The sequence below is a fragment of the Bradyrhizobium sp. USDA 3315 genome, from assembly GCF_054056795.1.
This window is the reverse complement of record NZ_JBSRYP010000001.1, coordinates 9591000-9605089: the sequence shown is the minus strand read 5'-3', so window position 1 is coordinate 9605089 and position 14090 is coordinate 9591000. Positions and strand designations below refer to the sequence as shown.

Below are 14090 nucleotides of genomic sequence, written 5' to 3'. Positions count from 1 at the left end.
TGCACTTTCAGTTTGGAATTGAACGAGCCGCTGGCACCGGGGATAAGCTTGGGACCCCGTCGAGAAAATTCATAAACTGATAGCCTGCGCTTGCTGCGACAGCGAACCAGTTGATGCGGAACGATGCGACCGCTTTAGCGGTCTCTTCAACGACCTGGACCGCGGCGCGCGTGTTATTCCCTGTGGGCGTAATTTTCTGCTCGGCGTAGGGATGCTGCTCGATCCAGCATTGGAAGTCTCGCAAGGAGATGCTCGCAGCGCTGGAGGCGATGCCCGATGCGCCAGTACAGGCCGAGCCGCCGGCGCGGGCCACGGCTGGGATCGGCGAGGCAAGCACGGCGTGTTCGCAGGCAGCTCGCAACACCTCCGGCTTGGTTGGCGCCACCAGGATTTCCCGCCGCCTAAACATGAGCGACCCGGGTGGCCCATCGAGCTGGTATGGGAAGTCAGGACAGGGCGATCGTTTACTTTCGACGTAACGGTACGGCGGACGATATCCGCCTCGCCCATCTGGAAGGCTTCGGCCAGATCGATCACGCCTAGCGTTGCACGACGCACAAATTCGCGACGGATCAGGGCAAGCTCGACGAGCTTGTCGGCGGTGCAATTCTGGCGGAGGCTCGGTGCAGACGGCGAGAGGTGCCGGCCTTTCATCCTTTAGCAAGCCGCCGCGATTGGTGCGCCCTCAAGGAAAAACACGTAGCGCGTTCAGCCATTCGTGTCGCGGGCCTTCATGTGAGCTTCTCTCGCACCGTCTCAACCACTTTCCGCTACTCCAAGGGTGACCTTGCTTAGTCAGGAGGGGGGCGGTGCTTTGGATACAGATCCTCAGAGTAGACCCTCTCGTTATTAGTTTTGCTGCAGTTTCCAGTTTTTGCTTCGCTCTGCGATTCCGCGTTTCACGCCCATGAGATGGTTAGTTGAAGGAAAACCCCACATTCACATCTCGGGCGCAGACTTTCAGCGCTACAGGGCTACACGTTAGCGCAATGCGGCTTAAGGAGCTCGGTAGCATAGCGGAGACGGATAGGTTTCGGTTGAGCGGAACTTGTCGGAATCAACGCGCCAAACTCTTCCTCCTAGCGGTGGCTAAACGGGCGCACCGCACGATCGTTGGTGTTCCAAAATCAAGCCGACGACTTGCACAGGTGCTTCAAGGTTGGACCGCAATCAAAGCAGGGACCGATTTAATGAACGGAGCCGAAAGTTTAGTTCGAACACTGGTGGCTGGCGGTGTTGATACTTGCTTCGCGAACCCAGGCACATCCGAGATGCACTTTGTCGCCGCTCTCGACCGGGTGGAGGGTATGCGATGCGTGCTCGTGCTGTTCGAAGGCATCGCGACAGGCGCTGCGGCGGGATACGCGCGCATGGCCGAAAAGCCGGCGGCGACGCTGCTGCATCTCGGGCCTGGCCTTGCCAACGGCCTCTCCAACATGCACAACGCCCTAAAGGCTTCCATGCCGATGATCAACATCGTCGGCGATCACGCTACGTATCACCGCAAGTTTGATGCGCCGCTGACCTCGGATATCGAGACCGCCGCGAAGCCATTCTCCACATGGGTCCGCACCTCGCCGGATGCGATGTCGGTCGCTGCCGATGGAGCGGATGCGACAGCGGCAGCGCTTACGCCACCCGGTCATGTTGTGACGCTAATTCTCCCAGCCGACACGGCCTGGGACGAGGCAGAAGGGCCAGCCGGGCCGGTTGCGCCGCCAAGTCGAGCTCGCGTTTCTAAGGAGGTGATCAAGGCGGCGGCCGATGTCCTACGTTCGGGACAGCGTGCGATGCTTCTCCTGGGCGGCATTGCGTTGCGAAAGGAGAGCCTGGAGCTGGCTGGCCGTATCCGCGCCAAGACCGGCGCCCGCATCATGGCGGAGCCCTTTGTTGCACGTATGGACCGTGGGGCCGGCTGCGTTCCGATGGACCGGCTTCCGTACCCCATCGATGACGCTCGAACTGCGTTGGCAGGCCTCGACACCCTCATTCTGGTGGGCAGTCGCGCTCCAGTGGCATTTTTCGCTTATCCGGAGAAACCCAGCCTATTAACCGGCGAGGACACCAACCTTTTGACCTTGTCTCGGCGCGAAGATGACTCCCTGGAGGCGCTCGAGCGCCTAGCGGAGGAATTAGGTGCGCACGATGGGCAGTCTGGGGCGGCCACGCTTGAACCTCCGGCGCTGGCCACGGGCATCCTCACCGGGGACGCAATTGCGGAATCTCTAGGCTGCCTTCTCCCGGAGAACGCGATCGTGATTGACGAAGGCGTATCCATGAGCTCCGCGACGTTTGCAGCGACTTCGCTTTCCCAGCCACACACATGGCTGCAGAATCTGGGAGGGTCGATCGGCAATGGCATGCCCATGGCGATCGGAGCTGCGATCGCTTGTCCGGATCGGTCCGTGATCAACCTTCAGGCCGACGGTAGTGCCATGTACATGATCCAGTCGCTGTGGACCCAGGCGCGCGAGGAGCTCAACATCACAACGGTAATATTCAACAATCGCGCCTATGCCTCTCTGTTCGGTGAGTTGGCCAAAGTCGGCGCTGTGAATCCTGGGCGCAAGGCGTTGGATATGCTCGAGCTTGGTCGGCCAGACATCGACTTCTCGGCCTTGGCGATAAGCGTAGGGGTTCCGGCGGCCCGAGTGAGAACGATGGAAGAATTCAACGAGGAATTGGCGCGCGGTCTTGCGTCGCCCGGACCCTATTTGGTCGAAGTGTTGATGTCTTGACGATTTGAGGTCGTGTTCGAGCTTGAACTTGTCTCGAAATGGCCAAAGTTGAAGCCATTTCCCGGAGCCGAAACGTTGAGGGAGGCGATCAAGCTATATCATCGCCGAACTCGTGCGCTCGCTGACCCTACGGAGAGAATGAGACCGCCGATCTTAGCGGGAATGAGTATCCATACCTGTCGAGTTTGTGCGCGGCATGCACCGCCGGTTGAAGTCGCGATCATTTTGAAGAAGGTGTTCATCGCTCATGGCGATCAATTATGAGCGCCTGATGGCCCTGTGGAAGTTCGGCCGATTGCGATGTGATGCGTTATCCGCCGGCAGACGAACGCGAAATCTTTCTCGTTCAATGAGGCCGCAGTGACACCGTGAGCTCTAAAAGTTGCGCGGGCGTTTGCCTCAGTAGCCTCCGGCTTTGCTGAAACCGGGTAAGATGAATTTCAACCTCGATTTGTTCGCCTTGGACGGGGAGCGACATCACATTTTCACGACACACTTGCGACCGCCGTTCACATTACCGCCGACTCTTCCATGCTCGCAGTCTATGCCAAAGAAGGACAAGGGTGCAGTCGTCCGGTTTCAGAGCGTTCTGAAGGACAGCACCCGCTAACCTGTCGCGACGCTGATCACCTCGTACTTTGCGTCCGGCGATGTCGGAGCCATCCGCGAGCGGGATGGCGTCAAGCGCGAGCACGAGGTGGCTGGTGGTTGAGGATGGTTGCGAAATACTGTCGACGTACTCCTTCGAAGAGCACCTGCTCGATTGAATTCAGGGGTGTTTTAGCGAACGAGCTGCGGGCTGTACCCTGCAGCCGTGGAGACGGGAGAGTCTCGGTGATGTCCTCTCGGGCGCGTGAAATTTGACCAAGTTCGATGGGTACACCTGGAGCTTCCGCGCTAAGCGCGTGATCCCCGCGGTTTCTTTGCCTCCGGGCATCTGCTGATGACGGAGTTGGCGGGAGTGCAGAACACTAAAGCATGATGGCATTAGGTTCGATAGCCTGAGTTTTTGAGGTAGTTCGCGCATTCTTCCGGTGTGAATGCAGTCAGAACTTCACCGATGGCGGCGCAGACGGCATCGACGGTTCGGGCGGCGGCCTTTCGAAGCAGATGTTTGAGCTTGGCAAAGACCTGTTCGATGGGATTCAGATCGGGTGAGTATTTTGGCAGGAAGAACAGCTTGGCGCCGGCGGAGCGGATGAGCTGGCGAACTGCTTTGCTCCTGTGGCTGCCAAGGTTATCCAAGACGACGATATCGCCGGGTCGAAGGGCGGGGAGAAGAACCTTCTCGACATAGGTCCGAAAGCTCACGCCATCGATCGGTCCCTCGATGAACCATGGCACATCGATCCGGTCATGGCGCAAGGCAGCCAGAAAGGTCATGGTCTTCCAGCGGCCGTGGGGAACTTTGGCGGGAAGTCTGTGCCCGCGCGGCGCCCATCCCCACAAAGGGGCCATGTCGGTCCGGGTCCAGGTCGGTCCGGGTCCAGGTCTCGTCGATGAAGACCAGCCGTTCAGCTTCGATGCGACCTTGATACTTTGCCCATTGGGCTCGCCGCCGCGCGACCGCGGGACGATCGCGTTCGCCAGCCGCCACGCTTTTTTTTGAAGCTGAGCTTCTCGGCATGCACGTAGTCCCACACCGAGTGATAGTCGATCTTCAGGCCACGTCCGGCAAGCTCGGCAACGAGCCCGCGTATGGTGAAATCGCCGTCTTTGATCCGCTGCGACAGCCAGACTGCGTGCTCTCCCGAAACCGCCTTCGGCTTGTGACCGCCCATCTGGCCCGGAGCAACGCTGCCGGTCTCATCAAACCGCTTCATCCAACCAATTGCTGTGCTGATTGCGACCCCAAACTGCTTGGCCGCCTGATTGCGGGACATCCCGCCCTCGATCGCGGCTACCACACGCTTGCGAAGATCCAGAGAATAAGGCTTGGCCCATCCATGCTGGCCTCCGCCCAGCCAGCATGATGAATCAGAAATCAATTGATTTGGGAATCCCAAATCGATTCAACCTAACCCCATCCCGCTTTAGCCAAGCAGCGTGATCGATTTCGTGGGGATCGCGGTGTATGACGCCAAATGCCGATTTGTGACAAGCAACCTTGAATTCGGCCGCGGTGGTGACGGAGCTCAGCACGAGCTCTCTCACGAGTGCGGCTTGCCCATCGCGAGAAATCCGAGGCGCAATTGTAAGCTCCCGAATTGTCTCGGTCGAAGGCTTGAAATTCTAACCCTCGATAAGCTTAGGACTTATTGAGCTCAACCGACCCAGCAACCGACTTAACTTCCAGGTAGTCTTCGAGGCCGAAGCGTCCCCATTCCCGACCGTTACCTGATTGCTTGTACCCGCCAAAGGGCGCGGAGCTGTCAAGTGATCCACCTTGTAGATATATCGTGCCAGCTCGAATTAGACGAGCAACGTTTCTCGCGCGTTCCGTTGAGCCTGCGAATACGTAACCCGCGAGGCCGTATGGTGTATCATTAGCGATACGGACTGCGTCGTGTTCGTCCGCAGCTCCAATGATCGCAAGCACCGGCCCGAAGATCTCCTCGCGCGCAATAGTCATTTCGTTTGTGACATCTGCAAAGATGGTGGGGCGAACGTAGAAGCCCTTATCGGTGTCTTCTGGTAGCCCTAGCAGGCTGTTGAAGAACTCAGCCGCGTTCGCAACGAAGCCTGAATCGTCGCCATTGTGGATGTAGAAGTGGCCGACGAGCCTGCCAGCAGTGCTGATCATAACCCATCCGCGACCGCAGACGGGGTCATTCTCGTCGTGCCCTTCCCATGAGAACTCCGCGTAGGCCGAATCGTCTCGCGCGCCGTAGCGGACGTCGAGAAAGCCCTTTAGCGCACCGAAGGCAATATCACCGTCGGACTTACCCTGGAAGGTGAGATGCGCCTCTTCGAGAAGATTGAGGAAGTCGCTGTCCCAGTTGTCCATGTCGGCGATGCGCCAGCGGCCGGCAAAGGCCTTGGCGAAGCCGGGCACCTTGGCCATCAGGCGGCCTCCGCTATCAGCTTGGGCAGCCGCACCAGATTGTAGGCGGCAGCAGCGAAGGTAAAGGCCCATGCGACGCGATCACGGCCCCGGAAGCAGGTCTTCTCTTGCCCGGCGACCGTCTTGATCCAGCCGAACGCCTCCTCGATGCGCTTGCGGATGCGCTGGCTGACGGCATAGCCGCTGTGCCGGGTCGTTCGCCCGTCGATCGCGGAGCTGCGGCCGCTGGTGTTCTGCGCAACATGCGGCGTCACGTTCATCGAGCGCAGCTCGTTGACGAAGTCTTCTGTATCATAGGCTTTGTCGGCGCCAAGTGTGATCGCTGTCGGCCGGTCGGCACGCGGCTCGATCATGTGCAGCGCGGCCACCCGTTCGGCATGCCCGTTCGCCAGCGTCAGGCAGGCGTCGACCGGCAGGCCGTGGCGGTTCTCGATCAGCCCATGCCCGATGAAGCACAGCTTCGTCTCCTTGCCTTTACCCTTGCGGTACAGCCTGGCATCGGGATCGGTGGTCGAAGCATGGGTGTCGTTGGAGCGTTTCTGGCCGTGGAAGTCCGCCTCGGCATTGCGCCCGCCGCATGGCGCCAGCGGCTCGCCAGAGCCGTCCTTCGGCTTCACGCTCTTCATCGAGGCCCAGGCCTCGATCAGCGTGCCATCGACCGAGAAGTGATCGCTCGACAGGAGCTTCTTCACCTTGGGCTGCGCCAGCACCGCCGCCAGGAACTTGGCCGCGATGTCGCCTTCCAACAGCCGGTCGCGGTTCTTCGAGAACACAGAATGGTCCCAGACTGCGTCGTCGATACCGATTCCGACGAACCACCGGAACAGCAGATCGTATTCCAGCCGCTCCATCAGAAGCCGCTCCGAACGGATCGAATAAAACGCCTGCAACAGCATCGCCCGCAGCAGCTTCTCCGGCGGGATCGACGGCCGTCCGATCGGCGAATAAAGCGCGGCAAACTCGTGCTCCAGCGCCGACAGCCCCTCGTTCACCATCGTCCGGATCGCTCGCAGCGGATGATCTCGCCGCACCCGCGCCTCCAGATCAACATAGCTGAACAGCTCGCCCGTTCGATTGTCCCCGCCGCGCACGCATGATCTCCGAATCTCGTCGGAGCCAATGAATCACGGTCACCGGCCCGCGGCGAGCGCCTTTTTCAACAGCCTGCTAGTCCGCCTGTGATCAAGGTGGCGCCCTCATCAATGCCTCTCTGGATCAAAGCCTGGATCTTTTGCCACTGGCCGCGGTGTACGACAGGGCCCATATCAATGCCCTCGGCGCGTGGATGTCCGACCTTGTACCTGTCCGCTATTGTTTTCGCGATCATCGCAATTTCGGCCATTCTAGACTTCGGGACAATGAGTCGCGATGGTGCGTCACAAGATTGGCCGGAGTTTTGGAAAAGCGTCGCGATGCATGTGCTGACGGCCTTTTCAAAATCGGCGTCCTCAAGAACGATGTACGGGGATTTGCCCCCGAGTTCTTGGCTAACGCGCTTGATCGTATAAGCGGCTCGTCTCGCAACGTCGATTCCCGCGCGTGTCGATCCGGTAAACGAGATCATGTCGATGTCTGGATGCTCGCTCATGGCAGCGCCCACTTCAGGTCCCAAACCGTTGATTAAATTGAATACACCGTTTGGTACGCCAGCTTCGTGAAGGATTTCCGCGAATATCAGTGCACAAGAAGGAGCGAACTCTGACGGTTTGAGGATCATTGTACAGCCTGCAGCGAGCGCCGGCGCTACTTTGCAAGCTATTTGGTTTATTGGCCAATTCTAAGGCGTGATCATTCCGACCACGCCAATAGGCTCGCGAACCACGAGCGTACTGTCGATCCGCTCCTCGAAAGAGTAGTTCTGGAGCACATTAAGCGTCGTTGCTAAGTGAGCGATGGCAGAGCTTGCTTGGTTCTGTTCCGCCATCACGAGCGGGGCCCCTATCTCGTCTGAAATGGAATACCCAATCTCCTTCGCACGAGTTTTGAAGATCTCGAGAATGTTTTGGAGAAGGCCCATGCGCTGCTCGCGCGTTGTACGAGAAAAGGTTGCGAATGCGCGCCTGGCCGCGATGACTGCCTTGTCGACATCCGTTTTTGAACCGAGCGCAATCTCGTACATTTCTTCTGCAGTCGCCGGAGTGACGATTGGCGTCGTTTTCATAATGGCGGGATCAACCCACGCGCCATCAATGTAAAATTGCATCCGATTGACCATGTTGTCCTCTCGAGGCTAGTTGGATTGGTTCGCTCAGCCACACTGAATAACTGTCGCTTTCTAAATTCAGTTGGCTTCGCTTGGGATTTTGATCTGCCAAAGGGGACGCCCTCTCGGGCCAGTTCCGAGAAAACGTACGTAGGCCTCTTTTTTTAGGAGACCTCTGATGCGGTGCGGCGGCTCACTCAACGGATTTTGGCCATGTGCGGATCTCAGAACGCCAACTGGTGGTTTGAGCCAAGGCAGAGCTCGTAATGCTTCACGTTCTCATCCCCTCCACAATCTGCCGATGAACCCGACGGCTACGATACAACACAATTTACTTCCGATCGGGCTTGTCCGGACAATAGTGCTGCTTCACGCGTCGCCGAACCTCACGTCCGAAGTCGGGTGTGAATCTGAGCTCGGCCGAAGGCATAAAGCCAATGGTCGGCCCGCACCCCGGCCTGACCGCCTCTCCGCATGCGGGCGATGGATATATTCGTGCCTCACCGAAGGCGGCCCCGCCAATATGATGGCGAAACACCTCACGAGCTTCGAAGTGGCTCGATGAAAAATGCTTGTTCACTGCGGTGGGGATGAGATTATTCATGAGCCATTCCTTTCGTTAAATTCAGGAGAAAAGCTGTGATGCTCAGTGACCGATATCGGGTGGACTTAGAGGCTCGGAAGCGAATCTCAATCCGGTCGGCTTGATGAGATGAGCGCAGCCTTACTCGATACGATCGCGGTTTTCCGGCGTTTAGCCCGTTCACCCGAAGCAGCCCTTTCTTGGATCTTAAGTCTGGCAAGAAGCACCGACAGGGCAGGGGTAGTCTGCTCAACAGGAGTACAGCTACTTGGAGGGTTTGGCCTGCAACGGCTGCTGATCGAGGGTGTGAAGCCGCTGATCGACGCCTCTCACTGCCCGGCACGAACGTGGTTCATTCGCAAGCACCGATGCGCTTGTGGCTGGTTAGCTTGTGGCTGGTTAGCTTGAGGCTGAGTCCTTTGCGCAACCCTGGATCAGATCCATCAGTCACGACGCGCGTTTCAGGAACCCAGCGCTGAAGGTGTGGGGATGGGGGCGGCCGCTTCTCTCCTGGAGTTCTCACGGGGCAGTTATGCTCTGCAGAAATCCGAGCACACGGCTGGCTGCGCGGCTCGCGATACTTGGCAGGCAGCTTCCTTGGAGGCTCCTTTCCAAAGGCATCTTCGGGCAGGCCAGTCCTTAGCCATCTGCGCCGAATGAGGTTGACCCGGACCGGTCGGGGAGCGCGACAACCTAGCTTCGCGGCGCGTGAAAACTTCAAACTCTGGATCATCTGCGCGGCTTTTCGGCTCGCCGTGGTCTAATTTTGGATTTTGGCTTCAGTCCAACGGGTATACTAGACATAGGCGATCGAGCGGCTCTCGCGCAACTAGGAAGCAATGATGGATCTGAACTTTACTCCCGATGAACTTGCCTTCCGCGACGAGGTCCGGGCATTCTGTCGCTCTGCAATACCCGCAGACATCCGCGAGAAACTGATTGCAGGCAGGCATCCTAGCAGAGACGACAAGGTGCGCTGGACGCGCATCCTGGCGCAGAAGGGGTGGGCTGTGCCGCACTGGCCGGTCGAGTACGGCGGGACCGGGTGGACACCGGTCCAGCAGTACATCTTCGGCGAGGAAGTGAGCCAGACGCCGGCGCCGGAGCCAGCCGGCAGCGGCATCAACTTGGTCGGCCCGGTTATCTATAACTTCGGAAATGAGGCGCAGAAGAAGTATTTTCTGCCCCGCATTGTAAACGTCGATGACTGGTGGTGCGAGGGCTTCTCAGAACCTGGAGCTGGCTCCGATCTGGCTTCCCTCAAGACCCGGGCCGTCCGCGAAGGCGACCACTATGTCGTCAATGGCCAGAAAATCTGGACCTCATTGGCGCAATATTCCAACTGGATCTTTTGCCTGGTCAGGACTGATTTTGAGGCCAAGAAGCAGCGGGGCATCTCGTTTCTGCTGATCGACCTGAAGTCTCCCGGCGTGACAGTGCGCCCGATCCAGTTGTTCGACGGTTATCCAGAAGTCTGCGAGGTGTTCTTCGACGACGTGCGGGTTCCTGTCGAGAATCTCGTTGGCGAGGAAAACCGCGGATGGGACTACGCCAAATACGTTCTCGGCGCTGGGCGCGTCACGATTGCCTGTGTTGGCCTTTCGAAGGAGCGCATCCGCCGCATTAAGGAGCTTGCTTCGCGGACGCGTGTCGGTGGCGAGCGATTCATCGACAGGGCCGATTTCCGCAAGAAGATTGCAGCGGTCGAGGTCCACCTCAAGGCCCTCGAGATGACGCAGCTCCGCGTCGTGGCCAACCAGTCGAAACGCGAAAAGGGTACTCAGGATCCCGCGACCTCGATCCTCAAGATCAAGGGATCCGAGATCCAGCAGGCGACCGCCGAGCTTCTGATGGATGTGATCGGCCCTTACGCGCTACCTTATCAGTCGGAGGAGGAATTTCACCGAGGAGAGGCGTCGATCGGTCCCGAGTGGGCCGGATCAATTGCGCCCGCCTATTTCAACGGACGTAAGGTGCCGATCTACAGCGGTTCGGATGAGATCCAGAAGAACATCATCGCAAAGGTCGTCCTCGGCCTCTGACGCTTCAGCAAAGCCAGTAAGGCGCTGAGTGCGCAGGTTCTATAGGTTTGAGGGGCAAGGATGCGGTCCCATTTCAGGAGGGTTTTCTAGTGGATCTTAATCTTTCCGAGGAGCAGCGGCTCCTTAAGGATGGCGTCGAGCGACTGATGCGCGAGCATTACAGCTTTGAGGATCGCCGTAAGTACCAGGCAGGGAAGTCTGGTTTTAGTGAAGCGATGTGGGCGCGCTATGCTGAGCTGGGGCTTCTTGGGCTGCCTTTCTCGGAGGCTGATGGCGGGCTCGGCGCCGGGGCGGTCGAGACAATGATCGTCATGGAAGCTTTCGGTAAGGCTCTCATCCTCGAGCCATATTTCGCAACGGTCGTACTCGCAGGCGGTATCTTGCGGCATGGGGCGAACGAGGCCCAGAAGGCGAATCTCGTCCCGGCGATTACCGAAGGTCGGATAAAACTTGCCTTCGCTTACGCGGAGCCGCAATCCCGGTATGACCTTTTCGATGTGGAAACTCGGGCGAAGAGGGACGGCGAGGGCTGGGTGCTCAACGGCACCAAGGGTCTTGTTCTCCACGGCGATGTAGCGGACAAAATCATCGTGTCGGCGCGAACGGCGGGGGTCGTACGGGAAAGGGATGGGATTGGCCTTTTCCTGGTCGACGCTCATGCGCCAGGTCTTATTCGGCGCGCCTATCCCACGCAGGACGGACTGCGCGCGGTCGAGCTCACGCTACAGAACGTACGGATCGCGGCCGCTGACGTTATCGGCGATCCGGCAGGCGGTTTCCCGATAATCTCACGAGTTTCCGACGAAGCGGTTGCAGCCCTCTGCGCCGAGACCGTCGGCTGCTTTGCAGAAATGCATGCCATCACCGTCAACTACTTGAAGACGCGTAAGCAGTTCGGCACGACAATTGGCTCCTTCCAGGTGCTTCAGCACCGTGCGGTCGACATGTTCGTTGAACTCGAGCAGTCACGCTCCATGGCTCTATACGCCACGATGATGGCTGGAGAATGTGATGTGACGGAGCGTGAGCGAGCCATTTCGGCGGCAAAAGCGCAGATCGGGCAGTCATCGAAAGCGCTCGGACGGCAGGCGATCCAGCTTCATGGTGGCATCGGTATGACCATGGAATACAGCATCGGCCACTACTTCAAGCATGTGACGATGATCGACACCTGGTTCGGCGATATCGACCACCATCTTCAGCGGCTCGCCTCGCTCGGAGGCCTCTTCGGCGAGCACGCGATTCAGCGTTAGGACTGGAACCTGGTCCAAACCAGACGCTATCGTTACGCAAAGCAAAAGCCGGCGGAATGAACATGCAAGTTGATCGTGTGCTGCAACAGGACCGCCTTCAGCAGGGAACGGCAAGGATCAGCCAGCTCTTCCTGCCAGAATCTGTCGCAATTGTAGGAGCTCCCCAGAAGGGCGGCTTTGCAACAGAAATTCTCACGAATATCAAGAAATGGGGTCTCGCGCGGGAAGTCGTTGCAGCGAACCCGCGCTACACGCAGATCGCGGGGCGTGCCATGCTATCCGAGCTTGAAAGCCATACCTCATCCCGTTGGCCTTGCCATGGTCGCCATTCCAAGCAAGGGCATTCCCGAGGTCCTTGAGGATTGTGAAGCCGCTGGGGTGCGAGCGATTCAGATCATCTCGAGCGGGTTTTCCGAGCAGGCTGGAGATGGGGCAAGTAAGCAACGCTGGCTCATGGACTGGGCGTCATCTTGAATATTTCGTCAGCGGAAAAAGCAGCGGAAGCCTTTGAGCAGGAAGCGAAGATCGCCGGAGTTGTCGTGCAAGAAATGGCCAAATCAGGGCCGGAAATCATGCTTGGCGCGACGTTCGATCCGCAATTCGGGCCGGTTGTCGCCTTCGGATTGGGCGGAATCTGGGTTGAGGCACTCAAGGATATGCAGGTGCTGCTGACGCCCTTCGATGCGTCCGATGTGCAAGCTGCTATCGGGCGGCTGCGCGGTGAAAGCGTTCTGCGCGGCGCGCGGGGGAGTGGAAAGACGGACTTGGACGGATTGGCCGATTGCATTGTGAAGTTCGGCACGCTCTGCACGGACCTTACTGAGGAGACCAGCGAGATCGATATAAATTCCGTCATCCTTTCTGCCCACGGCGCTGGGCTGACCGCGGTTGACTGCCTTATCACCAAAAAGACGCTCAAGAAGTTTGATTGATAGCCGACATCGCAGCTCTTAGTTCGACCGCGAGACCTTTGGCGAATACGGATATTACCGCCTGCTCGAGGGAGAGGCCAGCGGGATGATTTTTTCGGCTAGGAGAGAGATCTAAGCCAAGCAATGATCGTTGCTTGCTCCTCCTCTGCAACAATTTAAGCGGCCGAAACCGCTGTAGTTTCGGCCAGGCCGTGGCCCGATGAGAAAGATCGCGATGACAATCAACTATGAGCAGCTGATGGCCATGAAGAAACTTGGCCAAAAGTACAGCTATAGCGATCGCGACGTGATGCTTTACGCCATTGGCATCGGCATGGGAGCTGATCCCCTGGACAAGAAGGAGCTCGCTTTCGTGAACGAGGCGAGGGCGACGCCGCAGCCATTGAAGGTCGTGCCGACGTTTGCCTCAGTCGCAGCCGGCTTCGCCGAACCCGGTGAGTTCAATCTGAACTCCATCGCGTTGGCGGCGAGCGGGATATCACGTTTCACAGTACACTTCCGCCTGCTGCGCATATCACGGCCGATTCTTGCGTCGTTGCTATCTACGACAAAGGCAAGGACAAGGGGGCAGTTATCCGCTTCCAGACCGTGCGGAAGGCCAGCCCGGGCGAACCATTGGCGACTCTCGTGACATCGTACTTTGCGCGCGGGGACGGCGGCTTCGGCGGCTCCTCCCATGGACAGCCCGAGCCACATCAAATGCCGAGCCGAACTCCCGACCGGGTCGTCGAGATTCCAACCCGTCCTGATCAAGGTTTGATTTACAGGCTTTGCGGCGACCGCCACCCTCTGCATTCAGATCCGCAATCCGCTAAGCAATTTGGGTTTCCGAAGCCAATTCTTCACGGCATGTGCACCTACGGAATCACCTGCCGCGGCATTCTGCAGACCTATGCCGACTATGATGCCAGCGTTTTCAGGCGGCACGCGGCCCGGTTTTCGTCGCCAGTCTCCCCCGGGAGACCGTGACTTTGGAGATGTGGAAGGATGGCAACGTGATCTCGTTCGAAGCGAGCGTGAGGGAGCGCGGCGTCACAGTTGTCAAGAACGGCCATGACGGTGCTGGGGTGACATCCTGCGTCTCGGGCATTATGATTTCGAGAAACGTGTCGCGGGGCCCTGTATAGCACAAAGCCGCGATGTTCGCGCAAATGTCGTCCGTGATCAAACGTCGAATTTCATCGAGCTGGCGGTGACAATTGGTGAATTTCGGCTCAATTTGAACAATAGGATCTGTGAAGGAATTGTTGCTCTCTTCGGGCACGCAAGAGCGGTCGCGGGCCCCTGATAGGCAAACTTCATGAGTAATCAGGAATCTCCCAATTCTGGATCCGG

General features: G+C 58.4%; 8 protein-coding genes and 5 pseudogenes. 7 read left to right on the top strand and 6 right to left on the bottom strand.

What is annotated here, in order from left to right:
* Window positions 1–7: 7 nt before the first annotated feature.
* Window positions 8–385: a hypothetical protein gene (locus ACVIYL_RS44775; protein WP_456781729.1), complete on the bottom strand. Its 378-nt coding sequence runs from the start codon at window positions 383–385 to the stop codon at window positions 8–10.
* Between the two features lie 805 nt (window positions 386–1190).
* Here ACVIYL_RS44775 and ACVIYL_RS44770 point away from each other — a divergent pair.
* On the top strand, window positions 1191–2738 hold the full coding sequence (locus ACVIYL_RS44770; RefSeq protein WP_456781728.1) for an acetolactate synthase large subunit: 1548 nt from the start codon (window positions 1191–1193) through the stop codon (window positions 2736–2738).
* A 987-nt stretch (window positions 2739–3725) separates the two neighbouring features.
* Here ACVIYL_RS44770 and ACVIYL_RS44765 read toward each other — a convergent pair.
* From ACVIYL_RS44765 to ACVIYL_RS44745, 5 genes and pseudogenes are all read right to left on the bottom strand, one after another.
* Window positions 3726–4621 (bottom strand): annotated as a pseudogene (locus ACVIYL_RS44765) (IS630 family transposase).
* 365 nt (window positions 4622–4986) lie between these two features.
* Window positions 4987–5379: pseudogene (locus ACVIYL_RS44760) on the bottom strand (aldehyde dehydrogenase family protein); the annotation flags it as partial.
* Between the two features lie 33 nt (window positions 5380–5412).
* Window positions 5413–5742, bottom strand: a pseudogene (locus ACVIYL_RS44755) (hypothetical protein); the annotation flags it as partial.
* Window positions 5742–6833 carry an IS5 family transposase gene (locus ACVIYL_RS44750; RefSeq protein WP_456781727.1) on the bottom strand — a complete coding sequence of 364 codons (1092 nt, stop codon included), beginning with the start codon at window positions 6831–6833 and terminating at the stop codon, window positions 5742–5744. The gene ACVIYL_RS44750 and the pseudogene ACVIYL_RS44755, both read right to left, overlap by 1 nt.
* Before the next feature lie 80 nt (window positions 6834–6913).
* Window positions 6914–7957: pseudogene (locus tag ACVIYL_RS44745) on the bottom strand (aldehyde dehydrogenase family protein); the annotation flags it as partial.
* A gap of 1413 nt (window positions 7958–9370) precedes the next feature.
* Here ACVIYL_RS44745 and pimC point away from each other — a divergent pair.
* The 6 genes and pseudogenes from pimC (at window position 9371) to ACVIYL_RS44715 (ending at window position 13882) form a co-directional block, all read left to right on the top strand.
* Window positions 9371–10570 (top strand): pimeloyl-CoA dehydrogenase large subunit, encoded by a 1200-nt coding sequence (pimC, locus tag ACVIYL_RS44740; protein WP_456781726.1) that lies wholly within the window; start codon window positions 9371–9373, stop codon window positions 10568–10570.
* 89 nt (window positions 10571–10659) lie between these two features.
* Window positions 10660–11823 (top strand): acyl-CoA dehydrogenase family protein, encoded by a 1164-nt coding sequence (locus ACVIYL_RS44735; protein WP_456781725.1) that lies wholly within the window; start codon window positions 10660–10662, stop codon window positions 11821–11823.
* Window positions 11824–11879: 56 nt separating this feature from the next.
* Complete coding sequence (locus ACVIYL_RS44730) at window positions 11880–12182, top strand: hypothetical protein (protein ID WP_456781990.1); 303 nt, start codon at window positions 11880–11882, stop codon at window positions 12180–12182.
* The gene (locus tag ACVIYL_RS44725; RefSeq protein ID WP_456781724.1) at window positions 12091–12297 is read left to right on the top strand and encodes a CoA-binding protein; all 207 of its coding nucleotides are present in this window, start codon (window positions 12091–12093) and stop codon (window positions 12295–12297) included. Before ACVIYL_RS44730 ends, ACVIYL_RS44725 begins: the two co-directional genes overlap by 92 nt.
* The gene (locus ACVIYL_RS44720) at window positions 12294–12755 is read left to right on the top strand and encodes an acetate--CoA ligase family protein (RefSeq protein WP_456781723.1); all 462 of its coding nucleotides are present in this window, start codon (window positions 12294–12296) and stop codon (window positions 12753–12755) included. The genes ACVIYL_RS44725 and ACVIYL_RS44720 overlap by 4 nt, the downstream gene beginning before the upstream one ends.
* Window positions 12756–12969: 214 nt before the next feature.
* Window positions 12970–13882 (top strand): annotated as a pseudogene (locus ACVIYL_RS44715) (MaoC/PaaZ C-terminal domain-containing protein).
* Window positions 13883–14090: the final 208 nt, after the last annotated feature.

Excerpts from the sequence above, each read along its gene's own strand:
- ACVIYL_RS44770 (WP_456781728.1), top strand. The coding sequence starts at position 1,191 with ATGAACGGAGCCGAAAGTTTAGTTCGAACACTGGTGGCTGGCGGTGTT.
- pimC (WP_456781726.1), top strand. The coding sequence starts at position 9,371 with ATGGATCTGAACTTTACTCCCGATGAACTTGCCTTCCGCGACGAGGTC.
- ACVIYL_RS44730 (WP_456781990.1), top strand. The coding sequence starts at position 11,880 with ATGAACATGCAAGTTGATCGTGTGCTGCAACAGGACCGCCTTCAGCAG.